Source organism: Amycolatopsis samaneae, assembly GCF_039541975.1.
Classification (GTDB): domain Bacteria; phylum Actinomycetota; class Actinomycetes; order Mycobacteriales; family Pseudonocardiaceae; genus Amycolatopsis; species Amycolatopsis samaneae.
Genome location: NZ_BAABHG010000016.1, coordinates 109,193 through 127,768, shown reverse-complemented (window position 1 = coordinate 127,768; position 18,576 = coordinate 109,193). Strand labels below are relative to the sequence as shown.

At 71.3% G+C, this 18,576-nt stretch carries 14 protein-coding genes; 4 read left to right on the top strand and 10 right to left on the bottom strand.

The annotated features are described in order from the left end of the window. Positions 1-340: 340 nt before the first annotated feature. From ABD987_RS35145 to ABD987_RS35120, 6 genes are read right to left on the bottom strand one after another with little or no spacing between them, the layout of a single operon-like run. Positions 341-1,444: a uroporphyrinogen-III synthase gene (locus tag ABD987_RS35145; RefSeq protein ID WP_345404374.1), complete on the bottom strand. Its 1,104-nt coding sequence runs from the start codon at positions 1,442-1,444 to the stop codon at positions 341-343. After that, positions 1,441-1,788: a nitrite reductase small subunit NirD gene (gene nirD / locus ABD987_RS35140; RefSeq protein ID WP_345404371.1), complete on the bottom strand. Its 348-nt coding sequence runs from the start codon at positions 1,786-1,788 to the stop codon at positions 1,441-1,443. The genes ABD987_RS35145 and nirD overlap by 4 nt, the downstream gene beginning before the upstream one ends. Then, positions 1,785-4,289: a nitrite reductase large subunit NirB gene (gene nirB, locus ABD987_RS35135; RefSeq protein ID WP_345404366.1), complete on the bottom strand. Its 2,505-nt coding sequence runs from the start codon at positions 4,287-4,289 to the stop codon at positions 1,785-1,787. Before nirB ends, nirD begins: the two co-directional genes overlap by 4 nt. Then, entirely contained in the window at positions 4,289-5,665 is a 1,377-nt protein-coding gene (locus ABD987_RS35130; RefSeq protein ID WP_345404363.1) for a nitrate/nitrite transporter, read from the bottom strand. Before ABD987_RS35130 ends, nirB begins: the two co-directional genes overlap by 1 nt. Before the next feature lie 29 nt (positions 5,666-5,694). Further along, on the bottom strand, positions 5,695-7,119 hold the full coding sequence (locus ABD987_RS35125; RefSeq protein WP_345404360.1) for an FAD-dependent oxidoreductase: 1,425 nt from the start codon (positions 7,117-7,119) through the stop codon (positions 5,695-5,697). Further along, positions 7,119-9,188 carry a molybdopterin oxidoreductase family protein gene (locus ABD987_RS35120; RefSeq protein WP_345404357.1) on the bottom strand — a complete coding sequence of 690 codons (2,070 nt, stop codon included), beginning with the start codon at positions 9,186-9,188 and terminating at the stop codon, positions 7,119-7,121. The genes ABD987_RS35125 and ABD987_RS35120 overlap by 1 nt, the downstream gene beginning before the upstream one ends. A gap of 188 nt (positions 9,189-9,376) precedes the next feature. On the opposite strand from ABD987_RS35120, the gene ABD987_RS35115 reads away from it, so the two are divergent. The 3 genes from ABD987_RS35115 to ABD987_RS35105 are packed head-to-tail and all read left to right on the top strand — an operon-like array spanning position 9,377 to position 12,926. Next, positions 9,377-9,901 carry a PadR family transcriptional regulator gene (locus tag ABD987_RS35115; protein ID WP_345404354.1) on the top strand — a complete coding sequence of 175 codons (525 nt, stop codon included), beginning with the start codon at positions 9,377-9,379 and terminating at the stop codon, positions 9,899-9,901. Positions 9,902-9,927: 26 nt separating this feature from the next. After that, complete coding sequence (locus ABD987_RS35110) at positions 9,928-10,644, top strand: ABC transporter ATP-binding protein (RefSeq protein ID WP_345404351.1); 717 nt, start codon at positions 9,928-9,930, stop codon at positions 10,642-10,644. Then, positions 10,641-12,926: an ABC transporter permease gene (locus ABD987_RS35105; RefSeq protein WP_345404348.1), complete on the top strand. Its 2,286-nt coding sequence runs from the start codon at positions 10,641-10,643 to the stop codon at positions 12,924-12,926. Before ABD987_RS35110 ends, ABD987_RS35105 begins: the two co-directional genes overlap by 4 nt. Positions 12,927-12,986: 60 nt before the next feature. Here the strand turns inward: ABD987_RS35105 and ABD987_RS35100 are convergent, their stop codons facing one another. The 4 genes from ABD987_RS35100 to ABD987_RS35085 all read right to left on the bottom strand — a co-directional run bounded on the left by ABD987_RS35100 (position 12,987) and on the right by ABD987_RS35085 (position 17,656). After that, positions 12,987-13,787, bottom strand: coding sequence for a TIGR02569 family protein (locus tag ABD987_RS35100; RefSeq protein WP_345404345.1), 801 nt, complete (start codon positions 13,785-13,787; stop codon positions 12,987-12,989). A 439-nt stretch (positions 13,788-14,226) separates the two neighbouring features. Continuing rightward, on the bottom strand, positions 14,227-15,402 hold the full coding sequence (moeZ, locus tag ABD987_RS35095) for an adenylyltransferase/sulfurtransferase MoeZ (protein WP_345404342.1): 1,176 nt from the start codon (positions 15,400-15,402) through the stop codon (positions 14,227-14,229). Between the two features lie 116 nt (positions 15,403-15,518). Further along, complete coding sequence (locus ABD987_RS35090; protein WP_345404339.1) at positions 15,519-16,676, bottom strand: DUF3152 domain-containing protein; 1,158 nt, start codon at positions 16,674-16,676, stop codon at positions 15,519-15,521. Between the two features lie 80 nt (positions 16,677-16,756). Further along, complete coding sequence (locus ABD987_RS35085) at positions 16,757-17,656, bottom strand: alpha/beta fold hydrolase (RefSeq protein WP_345404624.1); 900 nt, start codon at positions 17,654-17,656, stop codon at positions 16,757-16,759. Between the two features lie 220 nt (positions 17,657-17,876). On the opposite strand from ABD987_RS35085, the gene ABD987_RS35080 reads away from it, so the two are divergent. Continuing rightward, on the top strand, positions 17,877-18,503 hold the full coding sequence (locus ABD987_RS35080) for a TetR/AcrR family transcriptional regulator (RefSeq protein ID WP_345404336.1): 627 nt from the start codon (positions 17,877-17,879) through the stop codon (positions 18,501-18,503). The last annotated feature ends 73 nt before the right edge of the window (positions 18,504-18,576 follow it).

Genomic DNA, 18,576 nt, shown 5'->3' with positions numbered 1-18,576 from the left:
TACCGCCGGGGTACGACGAAATCCCCGATCAGGGCGGTCTCGGGGCCGAGTTGTCCACATCGCGGTGCACCTGTGGACAACTGGCGTGGAGCACTCGCCGACGTGCTGTGAAGGACCCCTTCACGGCGCTCAGTGCCGGTAAGGAGTCCTTCACGGCACGGGAGGCGCCGGGCCGGAGAACCGAGGGACGCCCTGGGTGCGTCGAACGCACCGAGGGACGCCCCCGTCGCATCGAACGCACCAAGGGCGTCCCTCGGCACAGCGCGCACCCCAGCACCCCAGCACCCCAGCACCCCAGCACCCCAGCACCCCAGCACCCCAGCACCCCAGCACCGAATTCTCACACGTCCACCGCGAGCCGATACCCCCGCTTGACCACCGTCTGGACCACCCTCCCACCGCCCAGCGCACTCCGCAGCCGCCCGATCGCCGTCTCGACCGCGTGCTCCTCACCGCCGCCGGGCAGCGCCGAAGTCAGCTCCCGGCGCGAAATCACGCGGCCCGGCGACACGGCCAAGGCACGGAGCAGCGCCATCGGCGCGGGCGCGACGTCGCACCACTCACCGTCCACAATGGCCGCTTGGCCGCGCAGTTCGATGCAGCGCCCACCGGCACGCAGCCGGGGCGAACGCGCCACCAGCGCTTCCGCCACCGTCCTGGCCAACGCCCCGATCCGCGCCCGGTGCGGCTGAACGGTCGGAATCCCGACCGCTGCCAGCGGCCCGGCGGTGATCGGGCCGACACACGCCACGACGACCCGCTTCTCCAACGCTTCCACCAGTCCCGGCAACCGCCCGGTCCGCCTCGCCACGGCCAGCATGCTCGCCGCCGCCGGCGCGCTGGTGAACGGCAGCGCGTGCACCGAGCCGTCGAGTACCGCGTCGATGAGCCGGTCGAGCGGGCCGTGGTCGGCGGGGCCGACCCAGCGGTACACCGGGACCTCGACCACCTCGGCGCCCGCGTCCCGCAGAGTGTCCACAAAGTACGGAAGCGGTTCGCCGTGCAGCTGCACCGCGATCCGCCGACCCTCCACTCCGGACTCCAGCAGATGCTGCAACAGTTCCGCGTTGCTCTCCGACGCGGGCGAATAGTCCTCGGAAAGCCCGGCCGCCCGGATCGCCCCCTTCGCCTTCGGCCCGCGTGCCAGCATCGACGCACCGGCGAGCCGGTCGAGCAGGGCGTCACCGAGACCCCAGCCCTCGGCGGCCTCGACCCAGCCGCGGAAGCCGATCCCGGTGGTAGCGACCACGACGTCAAGCCGCTCGCCGAGCAGCCGGGTGGTGGCCTCGTGCAGCTCGGAGTCGTCGGCGAGCGGGACGATCCGGATCGCCGGGCCGTACCGCACGCTCGCCCCCTTGCGCACCAGCAGCGCGCCGAGCTCGTCAGCCCGGCGCGCCGCGGTGATACCGATGACGAAACCCGCCAACGGGAGGACATCGGTCACGGTGACTCCACTTCGACCACACCCCCACGCACCCGGACCCCGTACACCGGCACCGAAACGCCTTCCGCGTCGAGGCATTCCCCGGTCCGCAGATCGAACCGTTCCTTGTAGACCGGCGACGCGACCACCGGCACACCACCCGAATCGCCGACGATCCCGCGCGCCAGCACCGCCGCGCCACTACAAGGGTCCACATTGGACAGAGCGTGGAACCGGTCGCCGGACAGCCGGAAGACCGCCACCTGGACGCCACCGTCGAACAACGCCGCGACACCCGAGTTCTCCGGCACCGCACCGGCCGCGCACACCGCGGTCCAGGTCCGCCGATCCATCGACACCGTCATGATCGCACCTCCGGCACTCCCAGCATGACCGGCACGTTCTGCCCGCGCTCGGCCCGGAACGAGATCGTCGGATCCGGGGTGCCCGGCGCGTTGACGAACGAGCTGAACCGCGCCAGTTTCTCCGGATCCTCCAGCACCCCGCGCCATTCGTCGGCGTAGTTGTCCACGTGCTTCGCCATCGCCGCGTCCAGGTCCTCGCAGATCCCGAGGCTGTCGTCGACGATCACCGCCCGCAGGTGATCGAGGCCGCCGTCCATCTCCTCGATCCACGGCGCCGTGCGCTGGAGGCGATCGGCCGTGCGCACGTAGAACATCAGGAACCGGTCGATCGTCCTGACCAGCGTCTCGGTGTCCACATCGGACACCAGGAGGTCGGCGTGGCGGGGAGTGAGCCCGCCGTTGCCACCGACATAGAGGTTCCAGCCGCTTTCGGTCGCGATGACGCCGAAGTCCTTGCTCCGCGCCTCCGCGCATTCCCTGGCACAGCCGGACACCGCCGACTTGATCTTGTGGGGCGACCGCAGGCCCCGGTAGCGAAGCTCCAGTTCGATCGCCAGTCCGACGCTGTCCTGCACGCCGTAGCGGCACCACGTCGAACCGACGCACGACTTCACCGTCCGCAACGCCTTCCCGTAGGCGTGGCCGGATTCGAACCCGGCGTCGACCAGGCGGCGCCAGATGTCCGGCAGCTGGTCCACGGTCGCGCCGAACAGGTCGATCCGCTGGCCGCCGGTGATCTTGGTGTACAGCCCGAAGTCACGGGCCACCTCGGCGATCACCAGCAGCTTCTCCGGGGTGATCTCGCCGCCGGGGATGCGCGGCACCACCGAATAGGTCCCGTTGCGCTGCATGTTCGCCAGGAACCTGTCGTTGGTGTCCTGCAACGTCGCCTGCTCGCCGCCGAGGATGTGCCCGTTGCCGAGGGTGGCGAGGATCGACGCGACGGCGGGCTTGCAGACCGCGCACCCGCTTCCCGTGCCGTAGCGGTCGATCACCTCGCTGAACGTGCTGATGCGCGTCGCGCGGATGATCTGGAACAGCTCGGCGCGTGACTGTCCAAAGTGCTCACACAGCGCCTTCGACTGCTCGACACCGCACGCGGTCAGCAGCTTCCCGAGCAGGGGAACGCAGGAGCCACAGGAGGTTCCGGCCCGCGTGCAGGCCTTGAGTTTCGCCACCGAATCGCAGCCCTGCTCGTGGACGGCGCCGACCAGGTCCGCTTTGGACACCGCGTTGCACGAGCAGATCTGCGCCGCGTCCGGCAACGCGTCGATCCCGACCGCGGCCCCGCCGCCCGCCGGGGCGAGCAGCGCACCCGGCTCCGCGGGCAGCGGACGCCCGACCAGCGCGCGCAGGGTGTTGTACTCGGCGGCGTCGCCGACCAGGACCCCGCCGAGCAGGGTCTTCCCGTCGTCGGAGACCACGAGCTTCTTGTACGTCCCGGCGACGGCGTCGTTGACGGCGACTTCGAGCGCGCCTTCGGTCTTCGCGTGCGCGTCACCGAAGCTCGCGACATCGACACCCATGAGCTTGAGCTTCGTCGACGTGTCCGGCTCCGGGAACGTGCCCGCGCCCCCAGTCAGCCGCGAGGCGACGATCTCCGCCATCGCGTATCCCGGCGCGACGATCCCGTACACCCTGCCCTCGACCGCCGCGCACTCACCGATCGCGTACACCGCCGGATCACTCGTCCGGCAGCCGTCGTCGACCAGGATCCCGCCACGCTCTCCCACTTCCAGGCCGCTGGACCGCGCGAGGTCGTCACGCGGCCGGACACCGGCGGAGAACACGACCAGGTCGACGTCGAGTTCGGTACCGTTGCCCAGTTTGGCCAGCAGCCGGTCGCCGTCCGCCTCGATGGCGTCAGTGGACGTTCCAGTATGGACGGTCACGTCCAGTTCGGTGATCAGCCGCCGCAGCAGCGAACCGCCGCCGTCGTCGACCTGCAACGGCATCAGCCTGGGCGCCATCTCGACCACGTGCGGCGACATGCCCATGTCCCGCAACGCCTTCGCCGCCTCCAGCCCGAGGAGACCACCGCCGATCACGACGGCGGCACGACGCCCGCGTCCCGGCTTCGCAGCGGCGGCGCGGATCGCGTCGAGATCCTCGATCGTCCGGTATACGAAACAACCGGGGAGGTCACGTCCCGGGACCGGGGGCACGAACGGGCGCGAGCCGGTCGCGAGCACCAGGGCGTCATAGGAAACCTCGAACCCGGACTCGGTCACCACGGTCCGTTGTGCACGGTCCACCGAGGACACCGCGTCGCCGAGCCGGAGCTCGACGTTCGCGTCGCCCGCGTAGTCCGCGCCCGGCAGCGCCAGCGCGGCCGGGTCCCAACACTCCACATAGGACGTCAGCCCCACCCGGTCGTAGGCAGGCCGGTTTTCCTCCGCCAGTACCACGATCCGCCACGCGCCGTCCGGGTCCTCGGCGCGCACCGCTTCCACGAGGCGGTGCGCCACCATCCCGTGCCCGGCGACTACCAGTGTCCGCATCAGACCTCCGCTCCGGCCAGCGCCAGGCCATTGCTCTTGACACTCTCGGGCCGCGTCGCGGGTTTGCGCAGGTATACCGCCCAGGTTACCGCGAAGCAGATCCCGTAGAAGACGAGGAAGCCGACGAAGGCGGGCACGCCGCTCTTCGCGTCGGCGAAGGACTGGCGGAACGCGAGGTTGATGAACAGCCCGCCCAGCGCGCCGATCGCCCCGGCCAGCCCGATCAGCGCGCCGGACAACCGGCGCGAACGGCGCAGCTCGGCCGCCCGCTCGGCACCGGCGTCGATCGCCAGGTGGGCCTTGGCGCGGAAGATCGCCGGGATCATCTTGTACGTCGAGCCGTTGCCGACGCCGGTGAGGACGAAAAGGACGATGAACGCGACGGTGAACAGCACCAGCGACTTCGCCGAGGACGCGAGGATCAGCACCACGGTCGCCAGGGCCATCCCGCCGAAGGTGAAGAAGGTGATCCGGCCGCCACCGACGCGGTCCGCGAGCCAGCCCCCGGCCGGACGGGACAGCGAACCGAGCAGCGGGCCGAGGAACGTCACCGCGGCCGCCTGCAACGGGGTGCGGCCGAACTGGTTCTGCAGCACCAGGCCGAAGGCGAAGCTGTAGCCGATGAACGAGCCGAACGTGCCGATGTACAAAAAGGACATCACCCAGGTGTGCGCGTCCTTGACGACCTCGCGCATCGCGCCCTTGTCACCACGCACGTTCGCGATGTTGTCCATGAACAGCGCCGCGCACACGGCCGCGAGGACGATCAGCGGGATGTAGACGTAGAGCACGATGCGCGGGGCGGTCGCGCCCGCGGTGCCGATCACCAGCAGGCCGACGAGCTGGATCGCCGCCACGCCGAGGTTTCCGCCGCCCGCGTTGAGGCCGAGTGCCCAGCCCTTGCGCCGCTCCGGGAAGAACGTGTTGATGTTCGTCATCGAGGACGCGAAGTTCCCGCCGCCGACACCGCCGAGCGCCGCGACGAGCAGGAACGTCCCGAGCGAGGTGCCGGGGTGCAGCACGATCGCGGCGAGCACGGTCGGGATCAGCAGCAGACCCGCGCTGATGATCGTCCAGTTGCGACCGCCGAAGCGCGCCACCGCCCAGGTGTAGGGCAGGCGCATCAGCCCGCCGACGAGCGTCGGCGTCGAGACGAGCAGGAACTTGTCGGCCGCGGAGAACCCGTAGTCCTTGCCCATGAACAGGACGATGACCGACCACAGTGTCCAGACCGAGAAACCGATGTGCTCGGCGAGGATCGAGAACCACAGGTTCCGGTTGGCGATCTTCTTACCGGTGTCTTCCCAGAAGCGCTCGTCCTCGGGCTCCCAGTGCTCGATCCAGCGAGTCCCCCGCTGGGTGACGCCTGTGCTCATGGTGCCTCCTGAAGATGGGTTACGGGGGTTCACTGCGCGGCCAGCCACTCCGCGATGCCGCCGACGGCGGCCGTGCAGCTGCCGCAGCCGGTGGTGGCTCTCGTCGCGCGGGCCAGCGCCGGGGTGTCGGCGGCTCCCGCCTTCCACGCCTCGACGAGCCGCCCCTTGGTGACGGCGTTGCAGCGGCAGATCACCGTGGACGCCGGGAGGTCCGCCGGGCTGGCGGCGGCCGTGCTGCCCGGGGGCAGCGACCGCCCGAGCAGCACGGCCAACCGGTCCTCGGGAAGCGGGATCCCGCGGTCGTGGAGCTGGGTGATCCGCGCGGCCGCGTCGGGCAGCCCCAGCAGGATCGCCCCGGTGACGCGGTTGCCCCGCGAGACGAGCTTGGCGTAGCGGCCACCCGTCGCGTCGCTGAAGGTGAGCACCTCGGCCTCGGCGTCGTCGGCGGTGATCTGGGTTTCGCCGAGCGCGGCGAGGTCGATGCCCTTGGCCTTGAGCCTGGTCACCGCCGAAGTGCCGCGATACCGCGCCGCGGCGTCGGTCCCGGTGAGGACGTCGGCGAGTACCGCGGCCTGGTCCCACGCGGGCTGCACGAGGCCGGGCGGGGCACCGGGATGACGGGCGCAGTCGCCGAGCGCGTGGATCCGGCCGTCGTTGGTGCGCAACAGATCGTCGACGAGGACACCCATGTCGACGTCGAGACCGGCCGCCTCGGCCAGCGCCGTCTCGGCCCGGACACCGGCCGCGACCACGACGAGGTCGGCGGGCACCAGGCTGCCGTCGTCGAGCTTCAGCCCGTCCCCTGGCAGATACCGCGCGGCGGTCGCGCCGAAGCGGAACGTGACGCCGAGTTCGGTGAGCTGCCGGGCCAGTACGTGCCCGGCGCCGCCGTCGAGCTGCCGCTCCATCACGTGTGGCATCGGATGCACGACGGTGACGACGTTGCCGCGTCCGGCGAGGCCACGGGCCGCCTCCAGGCCGAGCAACCCGCCGCCCAACACCGCGACCGGGGCACCGAACCGGGCGGCTTCGAGGATCCGGGAACAGTCGTCGAGGCTGCGGAACGCGACGACCCCGTCGCCTTCCAGCCCTTCCACCGGGGGAATCCACGGGTTGGCGCCGGTGGCCAGTACCAGTGCGTCGTAGTCCACAGTGGACTCGTCGGCCAGCTCGACACACCGTGCGGCGCGGTCGATCCGGCTGACCGCGGTACCGAGCCGAAGGTCCACATCGGCCTTCTCGGCCCAGCCGGGGTCGTGCAGCTGGACGCTTTCCGCGGTCATCCCGCCCGCGACGACGGCGGAGAGCAGGACCCGGTTGTACGCCGGATGCGGTTCGGCGCCGAGCACGGTCAGCCGTACCCGGTCCGCGCCGGGATCGCGGCGGCGGATCTCGTCGGCCAGCCGGGCGCCCGCCATGCCGTAGCCGACGATCACGACATCCCTTGGACTCATCACGCGGCACCTTCCAAACGGGACAGTGAAACGGCGCAGACCTTGAACTCCGGCATCCGGCTCACCGGGTCGAGCGCCGGGTTGGTGAGCAGGTTCGCCCGCCCCGCGCCGGGGAAGTGGAAGGGCAGGAAGACCAGATCCGGGCGCAGCGTGCCGACACAGCGCACCCGGGCGGTGGTCTCGCCGCGCCGCGAACGCACCAGCGCCAGGTCCCCCTCGGCGAGCCCGTGCCGCGTGGCGGTGTCGGGGTGGACCTCGACGAACACCTCCGGCACGACGTCGAGCAGCTCGGGGATCCGGCGGGTCTGCGCACCGGACTGGTAGTGCTGGAGCACCCGGCCGGTGGTGGCCTGCAAGGGAAACTCGGCGTCCGGCGATTCCGCCGGTCCACTGTGGTCGACCGGGACGAACCGCGCTCGCCCGTCCGGGTGCGCGAAACGGTCGAGGAACATACGCGGCGTCCCGGGGTGATCCTCGGCGGGCACCGGCCAGTGCAGTGCCTCCCCGGACCGCAGCCGCTCGTAGGTGACGCCGGAGTAGTCGGCGACGCCGCCCTTCGAAGCGGCCCGGAGTTCGGTGAACACGCTCGCCGCGTCGGCCGGGAACCGCTCGGCCGGCTGACCGAGCCTGCTCGCCAGCCCGGAGAGGACGTCGAGGTCGGTACGGACCCCCGCGGGCGCGTCGATCGCCTTGCGCCGCATCAGGATCCGGCCTTCGAGGTTGGTGAGCGTGCCGTCCTCTTCGGCCCACTGGGTGACCGGCAGCACCACGTCGGCCAGCGCCGCGGTCTCCGAGAGCACGAAGTCGGCGACCACCAGGAAGTCCACAGCGGACAGTCGATCTTGGACACCCGAGGAGCGTGGCGCGGAGACGACGACGTTGCTGCCGAACACGAGCAGCGCGCGCGGCCCGTCCTCGCGGCCCAGCGCGTCGAGCAGTTCGGTGGCCGAACGCCCCGGCCCCGGCAGGGATTCCGCCGGGACTCCCCAGACACCGGCGACGTGTTCGCGCGCGGCGGGATCGTCGATCCTGCGGTAGCCGGGCAGCTGGTCGGCCTTCTGTCCGTGCTCCCGGCCGCCCTGCCCGTTGCCCTGCCCGGTGAGACAGCCGAACCCGGAACCTTCGCGGCCCGGCAGGCCCAGCGCCAGCGCCAGGTTGATCCAGGCGCCGACAGTCGCGGTGCCGGTGGCGTGCTGTTCGGTGCCGCGCGCGGTGAGGACGTAGGCGTTGCGGGCCCCGGCCAGCAGCGCGGCGGCCGCCCGCTGGTCGGCGGCGGCCACCCCGGTGACCCGCTCGACGCGTTCGGGCCACCACGCGGCCGCGATCCGCCACACCTCGGCAAATCCGGCGGTCCGCTCGTCCACATAGGACTGGCGGAGGTGTCCGTCGGCGACGACGGCGTGCAGGATACCCAGCGCCAGCGCGAGGTCCGTGCCCGGCGCCGGGGCGAGGTGCAGCGCGGCCTGCTCGGCGGTCGCGGTGCGGCGGGGGTCGACCACGATCAGCTCGGCGCCGCGCAGGTGCTGGAGGAACGGCGGCATCGTCTCGGCCGGGTTGGCGCCGGCGAGCAGGACCACGTCGGCCCCGGCGAGATCGGTGACCGGGAACGGCAGCCCGCGGTCGGCGCCGAACGCGCGGAGCCCGGCGGCGGCCGCCGAGGACATGCAGAATCGTCCGTTGTAGTCGATTTGCGAGGTACCGAGCGCGACGCGGGCGAACTTCCCGAGCAGGTAGGCCTTTTCGTTCGTCAGCCCGCCGCCGCCGAACACCGCGACCGAGTCCGCGCCGTGCTCGGCGCGCAGGGCCGCGAGACGCCGCGCGACGAGATCGAGCGCGTCGTCCCAGCTCGCCGGGCGTAGTTCGCCGTCCACTCGCACCAGCGGCGTGGTGAGCCGCGACGGGTGCCGGAGCAGTTCCCCCGAGGTCCAGCCCTTCTGGCACAGGCCACCGCCGTTGACCGGGAACTCGCGCGGGGACACGCGGGTGGCGTCGAGCCGCATCCCGCACTGCAGCGCGCAGTACGGGCAGTGCGTGTCCACGGCGGTCACGACCGCGGTCCCCTGTGTCATAGGCCATCTCCTCGGCTTCGGATCGACTCGAAGCTAAGGAGCGCGTGTTACCTGGGACCTCCCGAATGTTTCAGGCGTTTGACATTGCTCCGCCGTTCGCGAGCCCATCCGGTGAGACGAGACGCTGATCGACGGCTATAAACGGGGTGTATAGCCGCGAGGTATACACCCCGTGTATTGTCCTGCGCATGTCGATCGCGAACACGTTGCTCGGCCTGCTGGAAAGCGGGCCGAAATACGGCTACGACCTCAAGAGGCTCTACGACGAGCGCTTCCAGCAAGATCGTCCGCTGCACTACGGACAGGTGTATTCGACGCTTTCGCGGCTGCTGCGCAACGGGCTCGTCGAGGAGAAGGGGATCGAGCCGGGCGACGGTCCGGATCGCAAGCGGTACGCCATCACCGATGCCGGCGTGACAAACGTCGCAGAGTGGCTCGGCACCCCGGAAAACCCCTCGCTTTACCTCCAGAACACCTTGTACACCAAGGTCGTTCTCGCCCTGCTCTCCAACCGCAGCGCCGCCGACGTGCTCGACACACAGCGCGCCGAGCACCTGCGCGCGATGCGGAAGCTCACCACACGCAAGGCCGAGGGCGATCTGGCCGACCAGCTCATCTGCGACCACGCCCTGTTCCACCTCGAGGCGGACCTGCGCTGGCTCGAACTCACCGCCGCCCGGCTGGACGAACTGGCGGAGCGGCTGAACCCGTGAACGACACGAGGAACCAAGGGAACTTCATGAACACGACCGAGGACATGCCGCTCCTCAGCGGCGTCGGCCTGCGCAAGGCGTTCGGCCCGACCCAGGCACTCGACGACGCCGGGATGGCTCTCCACGCCGGCGAGGTCGTCGCGGTGATGGGGCCGTCGGGCTCCGGGAAGTCGACCCTGTTGCACTGCCTGGCCGGGATCATCCAGCCGGACGAGGGCGAGGTCCGCTACGCCGGGCACGTGCTTTCCGCGCTGCCGGACCGGGAGCGCAGTGCCTTGCGCCGCACCGACTTCGGCTTCGTCTTCCAGTTCGGTCAGCTCGTCCCCGAGCTGACCTGCCTGGAGAACGTCGCGCTGCCGATGCGGCTCGACGGGCAGCGGCGGCGTCCCGCTGAGAAGCTCGCGCGGGAGTGGCTCGACCGGCTCGAAGTCGGCGACATCGCCGACAAGCGGCCCGGCGAGGTCTCCGGCGGCCAGGGCCAGCGGGCCGCCGTCGCGCGGGCGCTGGTGACCGAGCCGAAGGTGATCTTCGCGGACGAGCCGACCGGCGCGCTCGACTCGCTCAACGGCGAGCGCGTGATGCGGCTGCTCACCGCCGCGGCGCGGGAGACGGGCGCGGCCGTCCTGCTGGTCACGCACGAGGCGAGGGTGGCCGCCTACTCCGACCGCGAAATCGTGGTGCGGGACGGGAAATCGCGTCAGGTCGACCTGCCCGCCCCCGCGCTGTCCCGGAGCGCGCGGTGAACCGTCGCACCGGCCTCGCCGCCTGGGCGAGCGACCTGGCACTGGGCTTCCGGCTGTCCGTCGGGGGCGGCCGGACGTCCAGGACCGGGATCGCCCGGCTGGTCATGGGCACGATCGGCATCGGTGTCGCGGTCACCGTGCTGCTCTTCGCCGCCTCGGTCGACCACGCGGTCTCCGAACGCGGCGAGCGCAGGAACGCCGATATCGCCGTACAGATCCCGGCCCCTGGCGTGGCTCCCCTGACGCTGCGCGAGAGCGGAACCACCTTCCGCGGGGAGTACATCGCGATCAACTACGTCCACGCGAGCGGCCCGTCGTCCCCGGTGCCGCCCGGGCTCCCCCGGGTCCCGGCGCCCGGCGAACTGGTCGTGTCCCCGGCACTCGGCGAACTGCTGCGGTCCGACCAGGCCGAGCTGCTGCGCCCGCGGTTCGCCGGACAGGAGATCGGGACCATCGGCCAGGCCGGGCTCCTCGAACCCGGCACCCTGAGCGCGTATGTCGGCGCCGACGATTCCCTGCAGGGCAGGAAGATCTACTCCTTCGGCTATCCCAGCAACTCGGGCGGCCTCAACCCCGGCCTGCTCGCCCTGCTGCTGATCGGCATCGTCTCCCTGCTGGCGCCGGTGTTCGTGTTCGTGGCGACCTCCGCGCGCATCGCGGGCGCGGAACGGGACCGGCGGCTCGCCGCGCTCCGGCTGGTGGGTTCGGACCTACGGCAGGTACGCCGGATCGCCGCGGCCGAGTCGCTGGTGACCGCCGTGACCGGGCTCGTACTCGGCTCCGCCGCGTTCCTGCTGCTACGGCAGCTGGCGCCGTCGGTGCGGCTCCAGAACCTCGGCGTGTTCGTCAGCGACGTCACGCCGCCGTGGCCGCTGGTGGTCGTGATCGTGCTGGCGGTGCCCGCGCTGTCCGTGCTGAGCGCGCTGTTCGCGTTGCGCGGCACGGCGATCGAACCGCTCGGCGTCGTCCGGCGGGCGAAGCCGGTCCGGCGGCGGCTGTGGTGGCGGCTGCTCCCGATCGCCGTCGGCGTCGCGGTGCTGTTGTCCATGTCGCTGCGCGACGGCTCGCGGCAGTCCACGACCGCGGTCGTGGCCGGGGTGGCCTGCCTGCTCGTCGGACTGCCCGTGCTGCTGCCGTGGCTGCTGGAGCGGACGGTGTCGCGGATCCACGGCGGACGGCCGGCGTTCCAGCTGGCGATGCGGCGCCTGCAACTCGACAGCGGGACACCGGCGCGGGTGGTCGCGGGCCTCGCGGTGGTGCTGGCCGGGGCGATCGCGATGCAGTCGCTGCTCGCCGGGCAGGGCAAGGCCTTCGATCCCGGCCCGGCGCCGCACCGGAACGAAGCCCAGCTGTCGGTGAACATCGACGCGTCCGCCAGGACCGCGGCGACCGCGGCGTTGGCGAAGGTGCCGGGTGTCGGCGCGCTGTACGGGGTACAGCCGGTCGAGCTGCGGGGCGCGGACCCGAACAAGACCGTCCGGGCGGAGGTCGCCGACTGCGCGACCTGGCAGGCGCTCGCCGGGCTCCAGGACTGCCGCGACGGGGCCGCCTACGTACGCGGGGAATCGGCCCCGTATGTCCATTCCGGACAGTCCTATGTGGTCAGCCACTTCGACGCGGGAGAACGGGTGCTCGGCACGTGGACGGCACCGGAGTTCATCCCGGCCACCACGCGGGGGGCGGGCACCGCACGGCGCGCCGGGGTCATGCTCACGCCGGGCGCGCTGCCCGGGATCGACCTGAGCCGGGTTCAGGTGAGCGGCACGGTCCAGGTGACCCCGACCGGCCCGGACTTCCCGGAGCACGTCCGGAACGCGATCGCGCCGTTCGCCTGGCACGCCTCGTTGTTCCTGCCGGACCTGGTCCAGCTCTCCAGCGTCCAGAAGTCGTACCTGGCGATCCGGGCCGGGCTGCTCGCCGGCTCGGTGTTCACCCTGCTGCTGGCCGGGGTCAGCCTGCTCGTGCTCGGTCTCGAACAGCTGCGGGAACGGCGGCGCACCATCGCGATGCTCGCCGCGACCGGGGTCCCGGTGCGGGTGCTGGCCCGGTCGATGGTGTGGCAGAACGGGATCCCGCTGGCGCTCGGGATCGTCGCCGCGGTGGTCACCGGGATCGCGCTCTCCGCGCTCGGCGCCCGGCTCACCGGTGCGTACTTCGCCGTCGACTGGCTCGCGGTCGGGATACTCAGCGCCGCCACGGCCGCGCTGGTGCTGCTGGTGACCGCCGTGACGCTCCCGTCGCTGCGCGGCGCGTCCCGGCTGTCCGCCATGCGCACCGAATGACCCGACCCTCCAGGTACGCGAACCGACTCCCCGGGTACGCGAACCGACCGTCCGCGAACGTCAGAGCACCTCGCTGACTTCGCGGGCGGCGGCTCGCAGGCCGTCCAGGGCGGCGCGGGTGGCCCGCGGGTTCAGCGCGTTGGCGGCGAGGCGGAACAGCACCGCGCGCAACAGCAGCTGCGGCCACTCCGGGAGGTGGGCCCAGCGGTCGAGCAGCGCCATGCTCGCGCCGCCCCAGGCCAGCGCGTCGACGGCGGCGATCGCCGCGCCCCACTCACCGGGCCGGTAGTAGGGCACGAAGTCGACGATCCCGGGCGCGGCGTCGCCGTCGAACAGCAGCCCGGCGAGGAGTTCGCCGTGCGCCACCTGATCCGGGAGCGTGATCGGGCGGCGGGCGGCGGCGAGCACCTCGAACCAGCGGCCACCCTTGGTCTCGTCGAGGGGAAGCTCCAGCTCACCCCAGGCGATCCGGTCGGCGACGGCGTCGAGATCCTTGCGCCGGGCGAGAAAATCCGGGCGGGGCAGATCGACGGTGGCCCGGTGCAGCTTGACCGCGGCGAGCACGACCTCGTCGTAGCGGTCGAGTTCCGGCGCCCCCGTCACGAACCGCGCCGCCGACCAGCCGCCGACGATGATCCGCCCGTCGGTGGACCGGACGGGCCGGGCCACGCGCAACCCGGGCTCGTCGACGTGGTCGAGCGCGCGGGCCGTCCAGAGGGTGGCGGCCTTGTCGACCACCGGCTTGAGCACGATGTCACCGCACCGCCAGGCCGCCGAATCCGGCAGCGGCTCAAGCTCGCCCGTGGCGCGGCCGAACGCCGCGCGGACGAGACCGGGGGGACATTCGATGGTGGACCGCACGGGCGGTGAGAGTACCCGCCGGTACCTGCCACGATCGAGAAGACGCGCTGGTCACGGCGCGAAATCCGGCACGGCGAGAGCAAGGGACCTTTGCTGTCGTTTCCCGCCGCGGCCGGATGCCGTCAAGCCGCTCGCCGACCTGGGGGTGGCGGTCCGTGGGGGCCTCCTTGAGGGAGCTGGAGTCCCTCAAGGAGGCCCGCACGGACCGTCCCGACCTGCGAAAAGAGAGCAAGGGACCTTTACTACCGTTCTATGCGCGCGCATACAACGGTAGTAAAGGTCCCTTGCTCCCGCCGAACGTGAGCAAAGGTCCCTTGCTCCCGTTCCGGCCGTGATTCATGCGCCCCAATGTGGCGTTCGGTGCGCTGGACGCACCGAACGCCACATTCGCTGCGTTGGACGCACCCAATGCCACATTGGGGCGCTTCGACCCCGCGACTCAGTACGTCGGCAGGCTCGGGTCGATCTGACGGGCCCAGGCGAGCACGCCGCCGCCGAGGTGGGTCGCGCTCTTGAACCCGGCCGCGTGCAGCGCCGCGAGCGCCTCCGCCGATCGGGCCCCGGACTTGCAGTGCAGCACGATCGGCTTGTCCTGCGGCAGACCCGCGAGCGCCTCCCCGGAAAGGATCTTGTCCTTCGGGATCAGCGTCGCGCCCTTGATGTTCACGATCTCGTACTCGTGCGGTTCGCGGACGTCGATCAGCGCGAAGTCCTCGCCGCTGTCGAACTTCGCCTTCAGCTCGGCCGGAGTGATGGTGTGCCCCGCCGCCGCGTCCGCGGCCTCGTCCGACACCACGCCGCAGAACGCCTCGTAGTCGATCAGCTCGGTGATCTTCGGGGTCTCCGGGTCCTTGCGGATCTTGACCTCGCGGTAGCGCATCTCCAGCGCGTCGTAGCTGATCAGCCGCCCGAGCAGCGGCTCGCCGATGCCGGTGATGAGCTTGATCGCCTCGGTCACCATGATCGAGCCGATGGACGCGCACAGCACGCCCAGCACGCCACCCTCGGCGCACGACGGGACCATGCCGGGCGGCGGCGGCTCGGGGTAGAGGTCGCGGTAGTTGAGGCCCTTGCCGTTCGGCGCGTCCTCCCAGAACACGCTGACCTGGCCCTCGAACCGGAAGATCGAGCCCCACACGTACGGCTTGCCCAGCAGCACCGCGGCGTCGTTCACCAGGTAGCGGGTGGCGAAGTTGTCGGTGCCGTCGACGATCAGGTCGTACCGGCCGAAGATCTCCAGCGCGTTCGAGCTGTCCAGCCGCTCGGTGTGCAGGTGCACCTTGACCAGCGGGTTGATCTCGGCGATCGACTCCTGCGCCGACGCGGCCTTCAGCTTGCCGACATCGGACTGGCCGTGGATGACCTGGCGCTGCAGGTTCGACTCGTCGACGACGTCGAAGTCGACGATGCCGAGGGTGCCGACCCCCGCCGCGGCGAGGTACAGCAGCGCCGGGCTGCCCAGCCCGCCCGCGCCGATCACCAGGACCTTCGCGTTCTTCAGGCGCTTCTGGCCGTCCATCCCGACATCCGGAATGATCAAGTGGCGGCTGTAGCGGGCCACCTCTTCCTTGGTGAGCTCGGCAGCCGGCTCGACGAGCGGCGGCAGTGCTGACATCGGGTCCTCCATCTCACGCGGATCGCGTTGTCGCATCCCAGTATCCACAACGCGCGGAAGCAAGCCGGGCTTCCCACAGTCCGGATGGTGAGACGGCACGAAACGGGAGCCCGGCGCTACGGCGTCGGGTTCGGCCAGGCGTTCGGGCGGCAGACCTTGCCGTCGGCCGGTACCGCGCCGGTGTCCCCGCCGGGGATGTTGTTGAGCTGCGCGACGTAGTTGTCGTCGACGCCGAGGGTCTGCTGCATCATCACCGGCGCCGGATCGTCGGTCTTCGGGCAGCCCACGTGCACTCCGCCCAGCGCGTGCCCGACCTCGTGGTTGATCGCGTACTGCCGGTACCCGGTCATGTCGCCGCCGAAGGCGAGCGCGCCACGGACCCAGCGCGCCAGGTTGATCACGACCCGCCGCTGGAAGCTTTCCCGGTAGCAGGAGGTCTCGTAGGTGATCGAGTAACCGCAGACGTCGGGGCGGTGATTGGTCTCCGGCGTGGTCAACGTCACCCGGAAGGTCGGGTTCGGGAAGCTCGCGTCGACCCGTTGCAGCGCTTTCTTGCCGTCGAAGGTCCAGCTGCGCGGATCGGACAGGATGCCCTGGACGGCGTTGCCGAAGCTGTCGTCACCGGCATAGCTGGCCGGGTCGATCCCGTCCTCGACCTCGACGACGTAGGTGTAGAGCTTGCCCTGGCCGATCTTCGGCCCCGAGCCGTTCACGATGTGGAAGGTGCCCTTGCCCGCCTGGGTGAAGTCACCGCCCTTGGGCAGTTCGGCGGTCGGGATGTTCAGATTGGCGGGCTTGGCCGGGTTCTCCGGCAGCACACCGGTCCCGCTGGGACTGGTCCCGGCGTCCGCGACGGCACTCGTCCTGCCCTCCTGCGCGGCGGTCGGCTCGGCCGGGCCGGTCGCGGTCTGGAACACCACGAGCGCGGTCAGCACGACCAGGACCGGGAGCGCGTACACCCGCCAGCCGTAGGTCTTCGCGAACCTGCCGAACTTCCCGCCCGACGGCGGTTTCCGGCCCCCCTTGGGGGCCTCCTCGTCGTCCTCGGCGTGGGGCTGCCACGACGCGCGCAGCGGTTCGGCGGCGGTCCGGCGCCCGCCGGGGCGGTAGCGGTCCTCGCTGACCCGCCGTGGCGGGGAGACCGTCGGACGGTACTGGCCGGTGCGCGGCGGCTCGGCGGCACCCCGGCCCGTGCCGTGCGGGGAACGGCGCGACGACGCGACATACTGCGTCCGCTGCTCGTCACCTCGAGCGTCGCTCTTCACCCGGTCCACCGTCCCAGGGTGCCATAACCAAATCGTGATGTGCCGAGCGACCGGCGGAAGGCAGCGTGAATCCCCCTCACCCGAACGGGTTACCAGTTACCGGCGTCGACCTGCTCCCACATGCCCAGCACGGCCCGCGCCACCACATTGGGGCGCTCCATCTGCGCGACATGACCGGTCCGCGGCAGCACCAGTAGCCGTGCGTGGGGAATCACCCGGGCGGTCCGCTCGGCACGACGCACGGAGATCACCCGGTCGTGGTTGCCCCAGACCACCAGCGTCGGGGTGGACACCGTGGGCGCGACCGCCCAGAGCGACGCGGGCCCGACCGCCGACCAGGCACGGAAGATACCGAAGGTGCTGCGCGCGAGCGCCGGCGCGGCCCAGGCCAGCCCGGCTCGCGCGCCGTGCTCGGCGGCCAGTTCGTCGAGCCTGCCGTCCGGGAACCGGGCCGGGTCCGCGAAACACAGCTTGATCACCTGCGCGGCGCGTTCCCTCGGGCCCAGCGCGGCCAGCCTGCGCCGCACCGGGGCGCCGACGAGCGGGAGGTAGGCGAACGCCATCCGCGGGTCCGACAGCCGCCTCGGGTCCGGCCTGCGGTCCGGCATGGCCGGCGAGATCAGCGTCAGCGTGCGGACCAGCTCGGGCCGCCGCGCCGCGACGAGCAGGCAGATCGCGCCGCCCATCGAATTGCCGAGCAGGTGCACCGGCCCCGGGGACTCTTCGAGGTAACGCACGACGACGTCGGCGTGCGACGCGAGGCCGAAGTCGAAGCCCGGCGCGGGTTCGGAGTAGCCGAACCCGGGCAGGTCGAGCGCGGCGCCCCAGGCGACCGGGGCGAGCAGCGCGGCCAGATCGGTCCAGTTGGTGGACGACCCGCCGAGCCCGTGCACATAGACGGCGGGCACCCCGTCTGCGCCGGGCGTGCGGCGTACGTGCAGGGTGGTGCCGCCGACGTCCTCCGGTGCCCCCGGCCACGGCGGCGGCACCGGGTCGAGCGAGGGCAGCGGCCGGGTCGACAGCGGGACGTGGGTGAGCGGCACGCGGGTACTCGGCGCCTGCCGCCGTCGAGATCGCGGCCGGGATACTGACGTGGTCACGAAACCAGGATGCCCGACCCTTGGCGTGTCGTACGTACCGACGAGTAATCTCAGAAAGACTTCACGCGGTGGCAAACCCGCCCGTCGAAGCGCGTGGACGGGAGGAACCATGACGGACATAGCGCGGCTGCAGCAACGAGGCGTTCGGCTCCCGCGGACCGAACGACGTGCTCAGCTGCTGGCGGCCGCGCAGCGCGTCTTCGCCGCGAACGGCTACCACGCCGCGGCGATGGACGAGATCGCCGAGGAGGCCGGGGTCAGCAAACCGGTGCTCTACCAGCACTTCCCCGGCAAGCTGGATCTCTACATCGCGCTGCTGGAAAGCCACGTGGACGAACTGGTCCGCCGGGTGAAGGACGCGCTGGACTCGACCACGGAGAACCGGCAGCGCGTCCCGGCCACGGTCGGCGCGTTCTTCGACTTCGTCAACAACGACGCCGGCGCGTTCCGCATGGTGTTCGAATCGGACCTGCGCGGCGAGCCCTCGGTACAGGAGGCGGTGGACAGGGCGACCTCGGCCAGCGTCGACGCGATCACCGAGACCATCACCGCCGACGCCGGGCTCGACGAGGACAAGGCGCGGCTGCTGGCCGTCGGCCTGGTCGGGATGAGTCAGGTCAGCGCCCGGTTCTGGCTCGCACACCACCAGTCGATGAGCCGTGAGGAAGCGGTTGCCCTGACCGCGAACCTCGCCTGGCGCGGCATCGGCGGCGGCTTCCCGCTCAAGGACGGCTGACCGGGGATTTCTCCCCGGCACAAAGCCGGAAGGGGCTTTCCCGCATCGGGCGCGGGAAAGCCCCTTCCGGCTT